Source organism: Azospirillum sp., from assembly GCF_035628975.1.
GTDB lineage: Bacteria > Pseudomonadota > Alphaproteobacteria > Azospirillales > Azospirillaceae > Azospirillum.
In genome coordinates this window covers 14,032-31,048 of record NZ_DASPIS010000079.1, presented here as the reverse complement: position 1 = coordinate 31,048, position 17,017 = coordinate 14,032, and the positions used below count along the sequence as shown (strand labels likewise).

General features: G+C 67.9%; 16 protein-coding genes. 9 read left to right on the top strand and 7 right to left on the bottom strand.

From position 1 onward, the window contains the following. Positions 1-30 precede the first annotated feature (30 nt). The gene (locus VD964_RS17025) at positions 31-447 is read left to right on the top strand and encodes a hypothetical protein (protein ID WP_324869704.1); all 417 of its coding nucleotides are present in this window, start codon (positions 31-33) and stop codon (positions 445-447) included. A gap of 130 nt (positions 448-577) precedes the next feature. Here the strand turns inward: VD964_RS17025 and VD964_RS17020 are convergent, their stop codons facing one another. After that, on the bottom strand, positions 578-1,918 hold the full coding sequence (locus tag VD964_RS17020; RefSeq protein ID WP_324869703.1) for a calcium-binding protein: 1,341 nt from the start codon (positions 1,916-1,918) through the stop codon (positions 578-580). Positions 1,919-2,190: 272 nt separating this feature from the next. Between VD964_RS17020 and VD964_RS17015 the strand changes: the two genes are divergently transcribed. Beyond that, a complete protein-coding gene (locus VD964_RS17015; protein WP_324869702.1) occupies positions 2,191-3,294 on the top strand; it encodes a catalase family protein in 1,104 nt (367 codons plus the stop codon). Between the two features lie 135 nt (positions 3,295-3,429). On the opposite strand, the gene VD964_RS17010 is transcribed toward VD964_RS17015, so the two are convergent. From VD964_RS17010 to VD964_RS17000, 3 genes are all read right to left on the bottom strand, one after another. Then, a complete protein-coding gene (locus VD964_RS17010) occupies positions 3,430-3,975 on the bottom strand; it encodes a hypothetical protein (protein ID WP_324869701.1) in 546 nt (181 codons plus the stop codon). 139 nt (positions 3,976-4,114) lie between these two features. Then, positions 4,115-4,972, bottom strand: a complete 858-nt coding sequence (locus VD964_RS17005; RefSeq protein WP_324869700.1) for a pirin family protein — start codon at positions 4,970-4,972, stop codon at positions 4,115-4,117. Between the two features lie 200 nt (positions 4,973-5,172). Further along, entirely contained in the window at positions 5,173-6,582 is a 1,410-nt protein-coding gene (locus VD964_RS17000) for an ammonium transporter (RefSeq protein WP_063633583.1), read from the bottom strand. A 648-nt stretch (positions 6,583-7,230) separates the two neighbouring features. Here VD964_RS17000 and glgC point away from each other — a divergent pair. From glgC to lepA, 3 genes are all read left to right on the top strand, one after another. Next, entirely contained in the window at positions 7,231-8,502 is a 1,272-nt protein-coding gene (gene glgC, locus VD964_RS16995) for a glucose-1-phosphate adenylyltransferase (protein WP_324869699.1), read from the top strand. 208 nt (positions 8,503-8,710) lie between these two features. Then, complete coding sequence (gene glgA / locus VD964_RS16990; RefSeq protein WP_324869698.1) at positions 8,711-10,180, top strand: glycogen synthase GlgA; 1,470 nt, start codon at positions 8,711-8,713, stop codon at positions 10,178-10,180. Positions 10,181-10,296: 116 nt separating this feature from the next. Beyond that, positions 10,297-12,099, top strand: coding sequence for a translation elongation factor 4 (gene lepA / locus VD964_RS16985; protein WP_324869697.1), 1,803 nt, complete (start codon positions 10,297-10,299; stop codon positions 12,097-12,099). 69 nt (positions 12,100-12,168) lie between these two features. Here lepA and VD964_RS16980 read toward each other — a convergent pair whose 3' ends face one another. Continuing rightward, a complete protein-coding gene (locus tag VD964_RS16980) occupies positions 12,169-12,399 on the bottom strand; it encodes a hypothetical protein (RefSeq protein WP_324869696.1) in 231 nt (76 codons plus the stop codon). Between the two features lie 157 nt (positions 12,400-12,556). Between VD964_RS16980 and VD964_RS16975 the strand changes: the two genes are divergently transcribed. Both VD964_RS16975 and VD964_RS16970 read left to right on the top strand, forming a co-directional pair. Further along, positions 12,557-12,781, top strand: a complete 225-nt coding sequence (locus tag VD964_RS16975; RefSeq protein ID WP_324869695.1) for a hypothetical protein — start codon at positions 12,557-12,559, stop codon at positions 12,779-12,781. A 111-nt stretch (positions 12,782-12,892) separates the two neighbouring features. Continuing rightward, positions 12,893-13,513: a hypothetical protein gene (locus tag VD964_RS16970; protein WP_324869694.1), complete on the top strand. Its 621-nt coding sequence runs from the start codon at positions 12,893-12,895 to the stop codon at positions 13,511-13,513. 68 nt (positions 13,514-13,581) lie between these two features. Here the strand turns inward: VD964_RS16970 and VD964_RS16965 are convergent, their stop codons facing one another. Then, complete coding sequence (locus tag VD964_RS16965) at positions 13,582-14,667, bottom strand: asparaginase (RefSeq protein ID WP_324869693.1); 1,086 nt, start codon at positions 14,665-14,667, stop codon at positions 13,582-13,584. 50 nt (positions 14,668-14,717) lie between these two features. Continuing rightward, complete coding sequence (locus VD964_RS16960) at positions 14,718-14,942, bottom strand: hypothetical protein (protein ID WP_324869692.1); 225 nt, start codon at positions 14,940-14,942, stop codon at positions 14,718-14,720. 159 nt (positions 14,943-15,101) lie between these two features. Here VD964_RS16960 and VD964_RS16955 point away from each other — a divergent pair, with 159 nt between their 5' ends. Both VD964_RS16955 and VD964_RS16950 read left to right on the top strand, forming a co-directional pair. Further along, positions 15,102-16,055, top strand: coding sequence for a LysR substrate-binding domain-containing protein (locus VD964_RS16955; RefSeq protein ID WP_324869691.1), 954 nt, complete (start codon positions 15,102-15,104; stop codon positions 16,053-16,055). Further along, positions 16,052-16,984 (top strand): SH3 domain-containing protein, encoded by a 933-nt coding sequence (locus VD964_RS16950; protein ID WP_324869690.1) that lies wholly within the window; start codon positions 16,052-16,054, stop codon positions 16,982-16,984. The genes VD964_RS16955 and VD964_RS16950 overlap by 4 nt, the downstream gene beginning before the upstream one ends. Positions 16,985-17,017 lie beyond the last annotated feature (33 nt).

Genomic DNA, 17,017 nt, shown 5'->3' with positions numbered 1-17,017 from the left:
TCTGTCGTCATCGAACGAGCGGAGGCTTCTATGCGCGCACCCAGCAGCACCTCGACCCTGGTTTCCCGGATGATCGCGATGGCCGGCCAAGGCGACGAGGCGTCGGGCATCGCGGAGATGAAGGAGCCGGCCCACGTGAAGCGCATCGTCTGGGCCTCCCAGGCGGCGAAGCTCCGGGTCTCCCTCTCGTCCCGTACCATCCACGAGATCGAAAGTGCGGTCACCGCCGACCTGGACAGCATGGAACTGCCGGAAGTGTTCTTCACCTCGGTCGAGGTGGGTGGCCATGTGGTGACCTGCGATCTGGACGCCTCCGGCACCGCGTCCATCTTCGGGCTGATCGAGGCCCACGAGTATGACGATCTGGTCGAAGAGGCCGGCGACGACGCCCTGTTCGGCGTCGATTGGGACGGCGTCTACGTCACCCCGGCCCGCACCCGGCATTGATCCCGGCCGATCCGGTTCCGCATACCGGGTCCACGCATCCGCTCCTTATGTCCCACTCGACGACGAACGCCCCGCAGGCAGCCTGCGGGGCGTTCGTCGTATCGGGGCAGACTTCAGGTCCGCCGCACGCTCAAAGAATGATGTTGCACGCCGTGAGGCTGTCCACCCCCTGCAGGGTGATCTTGAAGTCGGTACGTCCGTCCCCGTTGACGTCCCCCTGGATCATGCCGTCGGCCCAGCGCAATTCGCCGGCCTTCCGATCGAAGTCGGCGCCACCGATGAAGGTGAAGGACTGGTCGCCGCGCCGGCGGGTGTTGGCGTCGATGCCGTGCAGGTCCAGGGTGTCGTCCGGGGCGAAATCAACGATGGTGTCGTGCTGCGCGCCCTTGCCGATGTCCCGGACGGAGCGGAACACGAACCGGTCGGCACCGTCGCCTCCGGCGAGCAGATCGGCGCCCTCGTCACCCCGGATCAGATCGTCGCCGACGCTGCCGAGCAGGGTGTCGTCGCCACGGCCGCCCAGCAGCGTGTCGTCGCCGAGCCCGCCGACCATCAGTTCTGCCCTTCTGGACCCGCGGAGGGTGTCGTCGCCGCCGAAGCCGAGGACGGCGTGGTTGCCCCTCCTCGCGCTCGACTCCAGCGTTTCACCGTCGGCCGTTCCGGTGTCGAACCGCCAACCCTCCTTGAAAAGCCAGCTGTAATCGACGCCGGTGGCCTCGTCCGCCGCAGCCAGGAAGTTTGCGCGGGCCTGCTCCGGGGTGGTCGCCGCCTCCTTGGAGATGAGGCTTTGCCAGAAGCGGGCGTAATTGTCCTCGCCGAAATCCTCGTAGAGGCGGTGGAGGAGCGATCCGGCGAGGTCGGCTCCGTTGAGGCCGTAGGGATTCTCCGGGGCCGTATCGGTGACGAGTGTGTTGCGCCAGGTGAGGTTGGGGTTTGAAAAATAGAGTTGGGCCATGTCCTGCTGAACGGCAGCGACCAGCTGGTCCCATTCCATACCGTTGAAGGAGAGGCCGTCCACGCCTGTGGCCTCCATCGAAAGAAAGCGGTTCTCGATGGCGAAGCCGGTGGTGAAGGGCGGCAGCGTGTTGAGCGGCTGGTCGTAGAACCAGAAATTCCGTCCAAGTTCGTAGAAGAGAACCTGATCGTAAAGGCCCGCGTCCCGCACGCCGTCATAGAGGATATTGAAGTACTCGGGCATGATCTCGATGCCCGTGAAGCCGAGAAAGCCGCAGCCCGCCCCGCAGGTATCCTGCACCTCGGCGATGGTGGCCTTGCCGTTGTAAGTAAAGTAGGGCGACGGGATCCGGCCCGTGATGCGTGAATAGAAATCATAGGCGTCGTCCAGCTTGGCGACGATGTCCTGCATCACTTCGGCGTCGAGATCCGACGATTGGGTGAGGAGAACGATGTTCCGTCCCTCCCACGCCGTCCGTTCGAGCACCTCCCCGTAGATCGACGTATAGGCAACCACGACCGTCCTCCATGGTTGATTGTCTTCTTGTCCATCAAGTGTTTGCCGGCAACCGCAGGCTGTCGATTGCGGCTTGGGATGGGATATGGCAAGCCGGACTAATCACCTCGCTGCCGAGTCCAATCGGGCGGAGTGACGCCGCACCCCCATCGCCCGCCCGAACCGCTCCGACAGGGAAGCGCGCCGCCGCGGAACGGGGCGGCGGAACAGGGGATGGCCGCGGCTGTTCTCCCGGCTACACCCGCCCTTTCCCCATTCGGGAGACACCATCCGTGTCAGCCGCCTCCGCCAAGCCCCTGCCCTATGCGCCGTCGGTCGAAAGCCCCGGTCCCGATGAAGCCCGGCTTTTCGACGAGTTGGCGGAAACGATGCTGTCGATCAGCCGCAAGACCTACGAGGATAGCGGCCACGCCAACCGCAGCGTCCATGCCAAGAGCCACGGCCTGCTGATCGGCCGGCTGGACGTGCTGGACGATCTGCCGGCGGAACTCGCCCAGGGCCTGTTCGCGCGGGCGGAGAGCTATCCGGCGATCCTGCGGCTGTCGACGACGCCGGGCGACATCCTGCCCGACAGCGTGTCGACCCCGCGCGGTCTGGCGGTGAAGGTGCTGGGCGTGACCGGCGAACGGTTGCCGGGGTCGGAGGATCAGGCGACCCAGGATTTCGTGATGGCCAACGCCCCGGTCTTCTCCGCACCGGACGCCAAGCAGTTCCTGTCGACGCTGAAGCTGCTGGCCGCCACCACCGACCGGGCGGAGACGGCGAAGAAGGCGCTGTCCGCGACCCTGCGGGTTGCCGAACGGGTGGTGGAGGCCTTCGGCGGCGAGAGCGCCACCCTGAAGACCCTGGGCGGCCATCCCGCGACCCACATTCTGGGCGAAACCTTCTACAGCCAGGCGGCCCTGCGCCACGGCGCCCATGTCGCCAAGCTGCAGATCGTCCCCGTCTCGCCCAACCTGACGGCGCTGACCGATGCGCCGCTGACCGTCAACGGCAAGCCCGATAGCCTGCGCGAGGCGGTGGTGGAGTTCTTCCGCGACCATGAAGCGGTCTGGGAGCTGCGCGTCCAGCTGCGCACCGACGAGGAGCGCATGCCGGTGGAGGACGCCAGCGTGCTGTGGCCGGAGGAGTTGAGCCCCTACCGCGCCGTCGCCCGCATCACCGTGCCGCCCCAGACCGCCTGGAGCGAGGAGCGCTCCCGCGCCGGCGACGACCGGCTGGCCTTCAGCCCCTGGCACGGTCTGGCCGCGCATCGGCCGCTCGGCTCGATCATGCGCGCCCGCCGCCTCGCCTACGCCCGCTCCTCCGGCTTCCGCATGGAGCGCAACGGCTGCCCGATGCAGGAACCGGCGGCGGGCTACCGGCTGCCGGGGTGAGGCATGACAATCCCCTCTCCCCCCCGGGGAGAGGGTTAGGGTGAGGGGATCGCACTGCGTGCCTCAACCGAGAATCCTCCCTATGCATCCCCCTCACCCCGACCCTCTCCCCGGGGGGAGAGGGGGATTTCCCCCTCACTGCAGGCTGCGCTGCATCTCCTCGAAGGTGCGGGAGAAGCCGTTCAGCGGGAAATCGATGTCACGCTTGCCCAGGCGCGGGGAACTGACGCGGACCAGGATGGTCGAGCCGTTGCGGAACTGGTCGGCGACGCGGCCGGACACGAAGTTCGGGAACATGCACATGTTCAGCGTCGCGACATGCGATTCGATCCGCGGTTGGCGGTCGACACGGATGGCGCAGCGGTCGACCAGCCCCTGGCTGGTGGTCAGGAACAGGTGGAAGTCGTTGCCGGTCGGGATGACGCTGAGCGCGATGAAGCCGACATCCTTCCCGTCGTCGAACAGGCGGTAGATCATCAGCCGGCAGGTCTTGCTGTCGGTCATCCGGTCGATGTCGCACTGGTTGGTCCAGGCGCCCTCCGGCCCGAAATCGGCGGCGGCCTTGGAGAAGTCCACGGCGGCGGCCGGTGCCGGGGCAAAGATCCCGCCGGCTAGCGACAGGGCCAGAAGTCCCGTGGCGACAGCCGCCCTGAAGCCACCCATCAGACCCTTTGCACGCATCGCCCCCGCTCCCGCCATCGTTCGTGTTAACACGGAAAGCGCCATGATAACCGGCGGTGGCGGGGGTGCAAGGCACGAGATGCCGCGCGCCGGCCCCGAAGGACCGGCCAAGGGAAGGCCGGCGCGCGGCGTCCCCCGATCAGATGCGGCCTTCCTCGAAGTCGCGGAAGGCCTGCATCACCTCTTCGCGCGTGTTCATGACGAAGGGACCGCCCCAGGCGATGGGCTCGCCGATCGGCTCGCCGGCCAGCAGCAGGAAGCGCGCGCCCTCGGGCCCGGCGGTCGCCTCCACCCGCTCGCCGTCGCCCAGCACGATCACCCGCGGTCCCGACAGCAGCCCCTCGCCGCCGACATCCAGCGTGCCTTCGAACAGCACGAGGAAAGCGGTGTGGCCGGCCGGCAGAGGCTCCGCGAAGGAGACAGACGGCGGCAAAGCCACGTCGAAATAGCGGGCGTCGGTCGCCTCGGCCCGCACCGGCCCGGCGGTGCCGCGGGCGGTGTCCCCGGCGATCACGGTGACGGTCGCGCCGTCCTCGCGCCGCTCCACCGGGATGGAGGCGGCCGGGAACTCCTGATAGCGCGGCTCGGTCATCTTCAGCCGGGCCGGCAGGTTGATCCACAGCTGGAAGCCGCGCATCAGCCCTTCGGTCTGCTCCGGCATCTCCGAGTGGATCAGGCCGCGGCCGGCGGTCATCCACTGCACGCCGCCGGTCTCGATCACGCCTTCATGGCCATGGTTGTCGGCATGGCGCATGCGGCCGGCCAGCATGTAGGTGACCGTCTCGAAACCGCGGTGGGGATGGTCGGGGAAACCGGCGAGATAGTCGGTCGGCTGGTCGGACCCGAACAGGTCCAGCATCAGGAAGGGGTCGAGCGTGCGCAGGCGGGGCGTGCCCAGCATGCGGGTCATGCTGACCCCGGCGCCGTCGGAGGTGGCCATGCCCTCCACGGCGGCGAGGACCGGACGGACACCGGTGGTGGCGGACTGGGTGGACATGGCGGGGACTCCCAAGTGAATGCGCTGATGTTGCACCAGAGGTAGTCCGCCGCGGCCCCGCCGTGAAGCCGGCCCGCCCGCGCCACAGCGTTTCCGAAGGCGCAACAATCACCGGGCAACGCTCCCGCATCGGCAAACGAAAAAGGCCGCCGGGAAGCCCGGCGGCCCTTTCGAAGAGACCCGTGGGAAAGGGAGTGTTCTTAGTGGATGCTCTCGCCGTGCAGGGCGAGGTCGAGACCGTCGCGCTCCACATCCTCGTCCACGCGCAGGCCCATCACCACGTCGATGACCTTCAGCAGGACGAAGGTGGCGACGGCGCACCACACCATGGTGTAGAGCACGCCCTGGATCTGGATCCACACCGCACCGGCATTGCCTTCCAGCAGGCCCAGGGTGGCGGACGGGTCGGCCTGCAGGACGGCGGCGAAGGCGCCTTCCGCGTTGGACACCGACATCTTGGCGAAGACGCCGGTCAGGATGGCGCCGATCAGGCCGCCGACGCCGTGCACGCCGAAGGCGTCCAGGCTGTCGTCATAGCCCAGCATGTGCTTCAGGCTGGTGGCCGACCAGAAGCAGATCACGCCGGCGACGATGCCGATGATGATGGCGCCCGTCGGGTCGACGAAGCCGGCGGCCGGGGTGACGGCGACCAGGCCGGCGACCGCGCCGGAGATGATGCCGAGGATCGACGGCTTGCCCTTGACGATCCACTCCGCGAACAGCCAGCCCATGGCGGCACCGGCGGTGGCGATGTGCGTGGCGGCCATGGCCATGCCGGCACGCGGACCGGCGGTCAGGGCGGAACCGGCGTTGAAGCCGAACCAGCCCACCCACAGCAGCGAGGCGCCGATCAGCGACAGCACCAGGTTGTGCGGCATGAAGGCTTCCTTCGGGTAGCCCTTGCGCTTGCCGATCACCAGCGCGGCGACCAGACCGGCGACGCCCGCGTTGATGTGCACGACCGTGCCGCCGGCAAAGTCCAGCACGCCCATGCCGAAGAGGAAGCCCGACGGATACCAGACCCAGTGGGCGATCGGCGCATAGACCACGATCGACCACAGGGTGGTGAAGACCAGCAGCGAGGAGAACTTCATGCGGTCCGCGAAGGCACCGGTGATCAGCGCCGGGGTGATGATCGCGAAGGTCATCTGGAACATCATGAAGACCGGCTCGGGGATCGTCGTCGGCACACCGGCTCCGGTCGCCTCGCCCAGCACGAACGCCTTCGAGAAGTCGAGACCGTTCAGGAACAGCCGGTCCAGCCCGCCGATGTAGGCGCCGGTGCCGGTGAAGGCCAGGCTGTAGCCGATCACGTACCACAGGACGCTGATCAGGCAGGTGATGGCGAAGCTCTGCATCACCGTCGCCAGCACGTTCATCTTGCGGACCATGCCGCCGTAGAACAGCGCCAGACCCGGAATGGTCATCATCAGCACCAGCGCCGTGGAGACCAGCATCCAGGCGGTGTCGCCGCCATTCAGCGCCGGAGCCGCCGGCGCGGCAGCAGCGGCGGCAGCCGCCGCATCCTGGGCAAGGGCTGCGGCCGGCATGCCGACCGCGCCCAGAGCAACCGCCATCATCGGTGCGGCCAGAAGGAACAGACGGTTCATCGAGGCTCCTCTTTCTCCAAAATCGCTCCCACCCCTGCATGGCCGGCGCGGCACCGGAGGCATTCCGCGCGCAAACGCCGCACTGGGGCGACCCCGTCCCGGTCGCCCCGTCCCCGGCAAAGACGGGGCGGCGGACGGGACCAAGGACGCCTCCACCGTTACAAGAAGCGTGCCAGCCCAAAACGGCTTGGAATCGTCAGGGTTGTCCTGGGGCGGTACCCCGGAACAGGCATCACCCGGCGAGTCGCGGGGTGGGTTTGCACAGGAAATGGGCAGATGCCGGAGCCGGCATTCCGCCGCAATTTTCGGGCTTTCGACCGAACGAAAGGGCCGGATGCGCAGGTTTGGCGCAGCCGTCTGGCTGTCATTCCGGCAGTTGATCAAAAAATGTGCAGAAAACGGCCTGCGCGGCGGTCACTGCCGCCGCGGACGGCGAGAATGGGGCAGCCCTTCTACCTCTTCCATCCAGTCCGAACGGCTTGCCTCTCTTTCCGCCTAGGCAGGCGGGCGGGCGATGCGGCGGGTCAGCCGAGGCGAACCCGCCGCCGGGCCTATTGGACATGGCGGCGAGATGTGGCACCGTCAACGCCTCCATCGGGAAGGCCGCAGCCGAGCGGCCGCAAGAAAAAGGCAAAGGGGGTAACGGCCATGCTCGACAAACGCGATCTGCGCCTCGCACCGCGACGTGCGGTAGCGCTGGTGCTGGCCGGCGGACGCGGAAGCCGTCTGAAGCAGCTGACCGACCGGCGGGCCAAGCCGGCGACCTATTTCGGCGGCAAGTACCGCATCATCGACTTCGCGCTGTCCAACTGCGTCAATTCCGGCTTCCGCCGCATCGGCGTCCTGACGCAGTACAAGTCGCATAGCCTCCTGCGCCACCTCCAGCGCGGCTGGAACGTCTTCCGCGGCGAGATGAACGAGTTCTGCGACCTGCTGCCGGCCCAGCAGCGCGTCAGCGAGACGGAGTGGTACCAGGGCACGGCCGACGCCGTGTACCAGAACCTGGACATCCTGCGCGACCACGAGCCGGAATATGTCCTGATTCTGGCCGGCGACCACATCTACAAGATGGATTACGGGGCGCTGCTGCTGGACCACATCGACCGCAAGGCCGACGTCACCGTGCCCTGCATCGCCGTTCCGCGCGAACAGGCGAGCGGCTTCGGCGTGATGCACATCGACGAGGAACGCCGCATCATCGATTTCGTCGAGAAGCCGGCCGACCCGCCGCCGATGCCCGGCCGTCCCGATCTGGCGCTGGCCAGCATGGGCATCTACGTCTTCAACGCCCAGTTCCTCTACGAACAGCTGGAGCGCGACGTCGCCACCCCCGGCTCCAGCCGTGACTTCGGCAAGGACATCATCCCGCATCTGGTGAAGGCCGGCGCCCGCATCATCGCCCACGATTACGCCGACAGCGCCATCATCGACGCGCCGGACGACGCCCCCTACTGGCGCGACGTCGGCACCATCGACGCCTATTGGGAAGCCAACCTGGACCTCTGCCACGTCACGCCGCAGTTGAACATGTACAACCGCGACTGGCCGATCTTCACCTACCAGGAACAGCTTCCGCCGGCGAAGTTCGTCTTCGACGACGAGAACCGCCGCGGCATGGCGGTGGACAGCCTGATTTCGGGCGGCTGCATCATCTCCGGGTCCACCGTCCGGCGGTCGCTGCTGTTCAGTTCGGTCCGCGTCAACTCCTACAGCGAGCTGTACGAGGCGGTGGTCCTGCCGGAATGCGACATCGGCCGCCATTGCCGCCTGAAGAAGGTGGTGATCGACCGCGGCGTCAGCATCCCCAACGGCCTCGTCGTCGGCGAGGACGCGGAGCTGGACGCCAAGCGCTTCCACCGCAGCGAGGGCGGCGTCGTCCTGATCACCCGCGAGATGATCGAGAAGCTGCCGAAGGAATAGACCGCCTCCATCGCCCGCCTCCTCCACCGAAGCCAACCCCTCACCTCTACGACCGTCATTCCCGCGCAGGCGGGAATCCAGCGCCTCCGAAGCCGGTCCTTCGGAACAGCCTGGATCCCCGCCTGCGCGGGGATGACGGCCAAGTGAGCGGCAGGCCCGCCTTCCCCCGCCTTTCGCCCCTCCCGCCTTTCACCCGAGTGCCTTCCCGATGCGCGTCCTCTACGTCACGTCCGAATGCTACCCGATGGTCAAGACGGGGGGGCTGGCCGACGTGTCCGCCGCCCTGCCACCGGCCCTGATTGCCGCCGGCGCCGATGTCCGCCTGCTGCTGCCGGGATATCCCGCCGTTCTGAACAGCCTGCAGAACCTGCACGAGGTCGGCGACCTGATCACCGACCTGCCCGGCTGCGACCGCGCCCGGCTGTGCATCGGCCGCACGGCGGACGGGGTGCTGGCCTATGCGCTGGACGCGCCGTCGCTGTACGACCGTCCCGGCAACCCCTATCTCGGGCCGGACGGCAAGGACTGGGGCGACAACGCCCTGCGCTTCGCCGCGCTCGCCTGGGTCGCCGCCGGTTTCGCCGCCGAGAAGTCCTACGATCCCTGGTGGCGGCCCGACATCCTGCACGGCCACGACTGGCAGGCCGGCCTGATCCCCGCCTATCTGGCCCTGCGCCCCGACCGTTTCGCCGGCCCCTTCCGGCCGGGCACGGTGCTGACCATCCACAACATCGCCTATCAGGGCCTCTTCGGCCCCTGGATGCTGGGCGACATCGGCCTGCCGTCCTCCAGCTTCCGCGTCGACGGCGTCGAGTATTACGGCAACATCAGTTTCCTGAAGGCGGGTTGCTTCTACGCCGACCGCCTGACCACGGTCAGCCCGACCTACGCCAACGAAATCCAGACGGCGGAGCACGGCACCGGCCTGCAGGGCCTGCTCGCCACCCGCTCCGACGTGCTGACCGGCATCCTGAACGGCGTCGATTACGCGGTGTGGGATCCGGCGACCGACCCGCATCTGCCCGCCCGCTACACCCCCGACGACCTTGGCGGAAAAGATGCCTGCAAGTCCGACCTGCAATCCGCCTTCGGCCTGGACCGCCGGCCCGACGCGCCGCTGGCCGCCGTGGTCAGCCGCCTGACCTGGCACAAGGGCCTGGACCTCGTGCTGGAGGCCGCCAGCCAATGGGTGTCCTGGGGCGGCCAGCTGGTGGTGCTGGGCAGCGGCGACGCCTCCAGCGAGGCCGGTTTCCGCCAGCTCGCCCAATGGCACCCGCAGTCCATCGGCGTCCGCATCGGCTATGACGAGCCGCTGTCCCACCGCATCCAGGCCGGCTCCGACCTGTTCCTGGTGCCCTCGCGCTCCGAGCCCTGCGGCCTGACCCAGCTCTACGCCCTGAAATACGGCACCCTGCCGCTGGTCCGCCGCACCGGCGGCCTCGCCGACACGGTGATCGACGCCAACCCGGCCGCCAGCGCCGACGGCAGCGCCACCGGCTTCCAGTTCGTCAACGCCACCGGCCAGGAACTGGTGTGGGCGCTACGCCGCGCGATGAGCGTCTACCGCAAGCCCGACCGCTGGCAGACGATGCAGCGCCGCGCCATGACGAGGGACTTCGGCTGGCATGGACCGGCGGAGGAGTACATGGAGTTGTATCGGGGGCTTGGGGGGCGGTGAGCGCCCTTGGGAGGGCGGGTCGGATGCGATAGCCCCGGCCGCCCCACCACACCATCATTGCGCCCATCCGCCGTCCGCCCTATGTTCCCGGCAAACTCTCGCTTGTCCGGGCCCCGATGACTGACCTTTCGCACATCCGCAATTTCTCGATCATCGCCCACATCGACCATGGCAAGTCGACCCTTGCCGACCGGTTGATCCAGCAGTGCGGCGGCCTCGACGCGCGCGAGATGCGCGAACAGGTGCTCGACAGCATGGACATCGAGCGCGAGCGCGGCATCACCATCAAGGCCCAGACCGTCCGCCTGCTCTACAAGGCCGAGGACGGCAAGCAGTACACGCTGAACCTGATGGACACCCCCGGCCACGTCGACTTCGCCTATGAGGTGAGCCGGTCCTTGGCCGCCTGCGAGGGCTCGATCCTGGTGGTCGACGCCTCCCAGGGGGTGGAGGCGCAGACGCTCGCCAACGTCTATCAGGCGATCGACAACAACCACGAGATCATCCCGGTCCTCAACAAGATCGACCTGCCCGCCGCCGAGCCGGAGCGGATCAAGCAGCAGATCGAGGACGTGATCGGGCTGGACGCCTCCGACGCGGTGGAGATCTCGGCCAAGTCCGGCCTCAACATCGGCGCGGTGCTGGAGGCGGTGGTCAAGCGGCTGCCGCCGCCCCGGGGGGATGCCGATGCGCCGCTGAAGGCCCTGCTGGTCGACAGCTGGTACGACCCCTATCTCGGCGTCGTCATCCTGGTGCGCGTGGTCGACGGCGTGCTGAAGGTGAACCAGAAGGTCCGCTTCATGGCCGCCGGCTCCGCCCATGACGTGGACCGCGTCGGCGTCTTCACGCCGAAGGCGCTGCTGACCGGCGAGCTGCGGCCGGGCGAGATGGGCTTCATCACCGCCGCGATCAAGGACATCACTCAGACCAAGGTCGGCGACACCATCACCGACGAGCGCAAGCCGGCGACCGAGGCTCTGGCCGGATTCAAGCCGTCCATCCCCGTGGTGTGGTGCGGCCTGTTCCCGGTCGACGCCGCCGATTTCGAACGGCTGCGCGACAGCCTGGGCAAGCTGAAGCTGAACGACGCCAGCTTCCATTACGAGGCGGAGACGTCGGCGGCGCTGGGCTTCGGCTTCCGCTGCGGCTTCCTCGGCCTGCTGCATCTGGAGATCATCCAGGAGCGGCTGGAGCGCGAGTTCAACCTCGACCTGATCACCACCGCCCCCTCGGTGGTCTACAAGCTGACGATGACCGACGGGACGGTGCGGGACCTGCACAACCCGGCCGACATGCCCGATGTGATGCGGATCGACCACATCGAGGAGCCGTGGATCAAGGCCACCATCATGCTGCCCGACGAGTATCTCGGCGGCGTCCTGCAGCTTTGCACCGAGCGGCGCGGCCAGCAGATCGAGCTGACCTACGCCGGCGCCCGCGCCATGCTGGTCTACCGCCTGCCGCTGAACGAGGTGGTGTTCGACTTCTACGACCGGCTGAAGTCGATCAGCCGCGGCTATGCCAGCTTCGACTACCAGATGGACAGCTATGAGGAAGGCGACCTCGTGAAGCTGTCGATCCTGGTGAATGCCGAGCCGGTGGACGCCCTGTCGATGATCGTCCACCGCAGCCAGTCCGAACGCCGCGGCCGTCAGCTGTGCGAACGCCTGAAGGAACTGATCCCGCGCCAGCTCTTCAAGATCGCCGTGCAGGCCGCCATCGGCGGCAAGATCATCGCCCGCGAGAGCATCAGCGCCATGCGCAAGGACGTGACCGCCAAGTGCTATGGCGGCGACATCAGCCGCAAGCGCAAGCTGCTGGACAAGCAGAAGGAAGGCAAGAAGCGCATGCGCCAGTTTGGCCAGGTCGAAATTCCACAGAGCGCCTTCATCGCCGCGCTCAAGATGGGCGACGAGTAAGGATAGGGAAAGGCGGGCCTCGGCCCGCCTTTTTCGTCTCTGCCGAGTGGTCCGTGGGGCGCCGAGGGCTCATTCATCCGTCTCGTCGCGCTCCGCCAGGGTCTCGCGCAGGTCGCCGACACAGGTGGTGCGGATCCAGCGGGCCAGCTTTTCCGGGTTCCGGGTCGGGGCGTTCAGTTCGACATACAGGTCGATGGTCATGTCCCGGCGCGCGCCGCGCGTTTGGAGCAACTCCCAATAGATCGGTTCGACGCTGACGGCGATGCTCATACGGTCGAGCGTCAGCAGGCGGCGTTCCATCGGCATCTCCCACAATTCATTCCTGTCCGGCTACTATCGCCAGCTACGAGCAAAGTACGTATTTTGCAATTTAGCTATTACCATACTTTATAAAATGCGTATACAATTAGTAAGCTAATTAATTGCTTTCCAATTTCGAGTGGTGCATCGTCGCCCCATGGCTGACGATCTTGTTGCCCTGACGGTGAAGCTCGAGCGCGAGGACTGGAAGATCGTGCACGAGCATGCACTTGCACTCAAAATGAACGGCGATTCCGCGCGGGGATCAATTCAAGGTGTATTGACTGCCGCGCTCGCCGATTACTTCAAGACGCATGGGCTGGGCGAACTGAAGACGAAACCGGTAGGCCGCGGCGGTCCTCGCCATCGCAGATCGGACTGATTTCTTTCCACTCCTCCGGAAACAAATCCCGCCTTGCCGCGTCATCTTCCCCAAGGGCATGCGCGTCCGCAGGCGTCGCACCCTTCTTCGAGTCCAATCCGGGAGGATGACATGCGCAAGATTCTCGCCGCCGCGGTGCCGGCCCTGCTGCTGCTGGCCGCCGCCGCGCCGGGCCATGCCCAGACCAGTTCCGGCAGGGCCAACGCGGTCGCCAACGGCACGATGGACACCGGCGCCCGCGACGTCCAGGCCAGCCGCGACATGATCGGCAAGCGGGTGGTCCACCGCCATGGCGGGCCGGTCGCCGGCACGATCCAGAACGTGACCACCGACGCCCAGGGCCAGACGATGGTCGAGCTGAAGATGGCCAAGACCGGCCAGACCGTCATGCTCACCCCGTCCTCCTTCGAACGCCGCGGCCGTCAGGTCGTCATCATGCATGACCAGAACGAGCTGCAGCAGCTCGCCCAGTATGCCAGCCAAGCCAACACCGGCTACGGCAGCTCGACCGGTGGGGCCATGGGTGGGTCGATGGGCGGCTCCATGGGCGGCATGGGCGCCGGTTCCATGAACCAGGGCACCATGAACCACGGGTCGATGAACCAGGGCTCGATGGGCCAGGGTTCGATGAATCAGGGCTCGATGAATCAGGGCACCATGAACCGCGGCTCCATGGGCCAGGGCACGATGGACGAACGCATCATGTCTCCGAACAAGCCCGGCATGGAGTAAGCCACCGGCGGAGGCGGGAAGCCCGATGGCCCCCGCCTCCGGACAGGGGCATCAGCCCCCGATCACCCTCAGACGATCACCGTCAGCTCGCCGGCCAGCGGCTTCGGCATCTCCGCCTTGACCGCGCCGGTGTCCAGGCCGCCGGCGAGCAGGCAGACCAGCTTGGCGTAGCTGGCCTCCGGCGTCATGTCATAGGCGCCGACGGCGCCGATGGCGCCCAGCCCGGTGGCGTAGGCGCCGGGCAGCACGGCGCCGCGCTGCACCTGGGTGTTGTCCATCAGCACCACGCCCGCCTTCACCGCGGCTGAAAGCGCAGACAGGAAATCCGGGTCGGTCGGGCCGTTGCCCTCGCCGAAGGCCAGCAGCACCGCCCCTTTCGCCGCCGGGCTTGTGCCGGTCAGCATCGCCGACACCGTGCTGGCGCGGATGCCGGGATAGAGCCACAGCATGACGACGGAGAATTCCGCCAGCGCCGCCGCCTGGGCGTCCAGCACCGCCAGCCGCTTGGCCCGGTTCTCCGGCTCATCCAGCGAGACCGCCGCGTCCGGCATCGGCAGCCAGTAAGGCTCGTTGCGGGCGATCACGCTGCCGACGGTGGCGAGCGGCGGGAAGTTCGGCGAATCGAAACCGGCGAAGCGGTTGGCGTCGACCTTGGACGACCGGTTGCCGCGCAGCAGCTTGGTGTCGAAATAGACGCAGACCTCCGGCACTGGCAGGGTCCCCGCCGCCACCACGGCGCCGACCAGATTGGCGAGCGCGTCGCTCAGCGTGAAGGTCAGCGGCACCTGCGACCCGCTGAACACCACCGGCTTCGTCAGGCCGGGCAGCAGGAAGGACAGGGCCGACGCGCTGTAGGCCATGCTGTCGGTGCCGTGCAGCACGACGAAGCCGTCATACTCGTCGTAAACCGACAGCAGCCGCCGGGCGATGGCGATCCAGTCCGCCGGAGTCATGTTGGAGCTGTCGAGCGTGCGGTCGAACCAGCCCATGGTCCAGGTCAGATCCTTGTAGTCCCGCACCCCATGGCCGGACAGGCCGGGCATTGACAGGACCAGCCGTTCGAACTCCGGGCCCGGCACCGGGGCCAGCGCCCCGTCGGGATTGGTGACGCACCCGATGGTGCCCCCGGTGTACAGCACATAGACCCGCGCCATCGTCCGCTCCTCCCGCATTCCTGTCGGCTGCAGGATAGGCGGACCCCCCGCTACTTCTCAAGGCACAGCCGCCCCTGGAGCGTCAGCGGAGTCCGCACCGACGCCGGAGCCTCCTCTGCAACCAACCGCCGGCCGGGTGCTGGAGCGGCTGCCGGAACCGGGTTGTAGGCAAGGCGAAACCGCCGCGGTTCCGGCACCGCCGGCGGGGGCGCCGCTGGCGGATCGATTCGGGCGGCAGCGAGAACCACGCTGGTCCAGGCGGCGAACAGGGACATGGTCGGAAACTCCAAAGCGATCGGAGACCGAACATGGGCCGCGCTCCATTCCCTTGGAAACGAATAGCCATTATGCCGTCATCACGATTCGTAATGACCGCATCGTTGCGGATGGGCAGGCGCTCTGGTTGAATGGGAGGCAACTTCCGGTCCCCCGCCATGCCCGCCAATCTCGATACCGACCTGCTGCGCGCCTTCGTGGCCGTCGCCGACAGCGCCAGCTTCACCCGTGCCGGCGAAAGGCTGGGCCGCACCCAGGCGGCGGTCAGCCAGCAGGTGCGCCGGCTGGAGGACACGGTGGGCAAGCGGGTGTTCGAACGCGACACCCACGGCGTGCGCATGACCCGCGACGGCGAGGTGCTGCTGGCCTATGCCCGGCGCATGCTGACCTTGAACGACGAGGTGATGGCGCTGATGCACCGCAGCCCGACGGTGGCCAGCGTCCGCATCGGCACGCCCGACGATTACGCCACCATGCTGCTGCCGGACGTGCTGGCCCGCTTCAACGCCGCCTATCCCGACGTGATGGTGGAGGTGATCTGCGACAACAGCCCCGATCTGGTGGCGGAGATCGACAAGGGCCGCTACGATCTGGCTCTGGTCACCCGCAAGGCCGGCGAGGCCGGCGGCGAACTGGTGCGGCAGGAACCGGTGTCCTGGGTCGCCCCGCCGCAGGAGCCGGTATCTCCATCGGGTCCGCCGCCGGGACACCGCCCGGTGGAGAGCCTCGATCCCCTGCCGCTGGCGCTGTTCCCCAAGGGCTGCGTCGTGCGCGACCTCGCGGTCGCCGCGCTCGACGGGATGGGGCGCGACTGGCGCGTCGCCTTCACCAGCAAGAGCGTCGTCGCCGTCCATGGCGCGGTGATGGGCGGGCTGGGGGTGACGGCGATGGAAAACTGCACCATCCCGCCCAGCCTGCGCCGCATCGGTGCGGCGGAGGGGTTTCCGGAACTGCCCGACATCGACATCGCCCTGCACCGCGCCCGCGGCACGGCGCCCAAGCCGGTGCGCCTGCTGGCCGACGCCATCCACGACCTTGTCGGCCGGCAGATGCTGGGCCGCCGGGTGCCGAACCGCGATGTGCCGGTGCCTGCGAGGGAAGTCACGTCATGACCGCAGCGTCCGTCTCCGCCGCCATCCTCCTTGGACTCGGCAGCATCATGGCGGCCATCCCGCCGGCCCGGGCGCAGAGCCCCGTCGCCATTGGCGCGCCGCTGACCGGCGAGGTCGTGCTGAACCGCGACATCGAGGTTCGGATCGGCCCCAGCGAGGATGCCCGCATCGTCATGACGCTGAAGCAGGGAAAGGCGCTGAACGCGCTGGGCACCCCGCGCGGCACCTATTGGACGGAGATCGCCATCGGCGGCCAGCCCATCGGCTATGTCCCCGCCGATTCGCTGGACCCGGCGCTGATGGTCACCGGACGGCCGGCGATCGGCGGCGAGGGGCCGCGCCCGCCGAAGCCGGCCGCCAGCCAGCCGGCGGACGCCCCCCTGCCCCACCGCAGCGCCGCCGTCGTGCCGCGCGCCGCCTGGGACAAGGCCGCCCAGACCCCGGCGGAAGGCTATGTCGTCGCCGCCGGCCCGATTTCCGCGACCGAGATCCTGAGCAACCGCAAGCGGCGCGGCTTCACCCTGCGCAAGGGCGACGTGGTGGCGCTGATCGGCGCCGCGAACGGCGAGGCGACGCTGGCGCTGCCGGCCGGCTCCCGCGCGGTGGCGCCGGTGCAGGGGCTGGTCGGGGTGGTCGCGCCCTATCCGCTGCCGGGCATGCCGCCGGTCGAACCGGGCATGCTCTACGGCATCAAGCTCGGCGAATATGTCAGCTATGCCGAGGGCTTGCGCGCCTGGAAGGAGTTCACCGCCGGGCCGGGCAGCGCCTATCGCGACCTGCCGCCGATGGTGTGGCCGGTCTTCCGCAAGGGCCGGCTGCTGTACGAGGTGGGGGTCGCCCCTTTCACGCGGTTGCAGGTCGACACCGCCTGCGGCACGTTGGCGCAACGCGGACTCGATTGTACGGTGATCGAGCTGGATACGTTTTGATGGATTTGCACCAGACGGGCCGGCCGCGCCCTC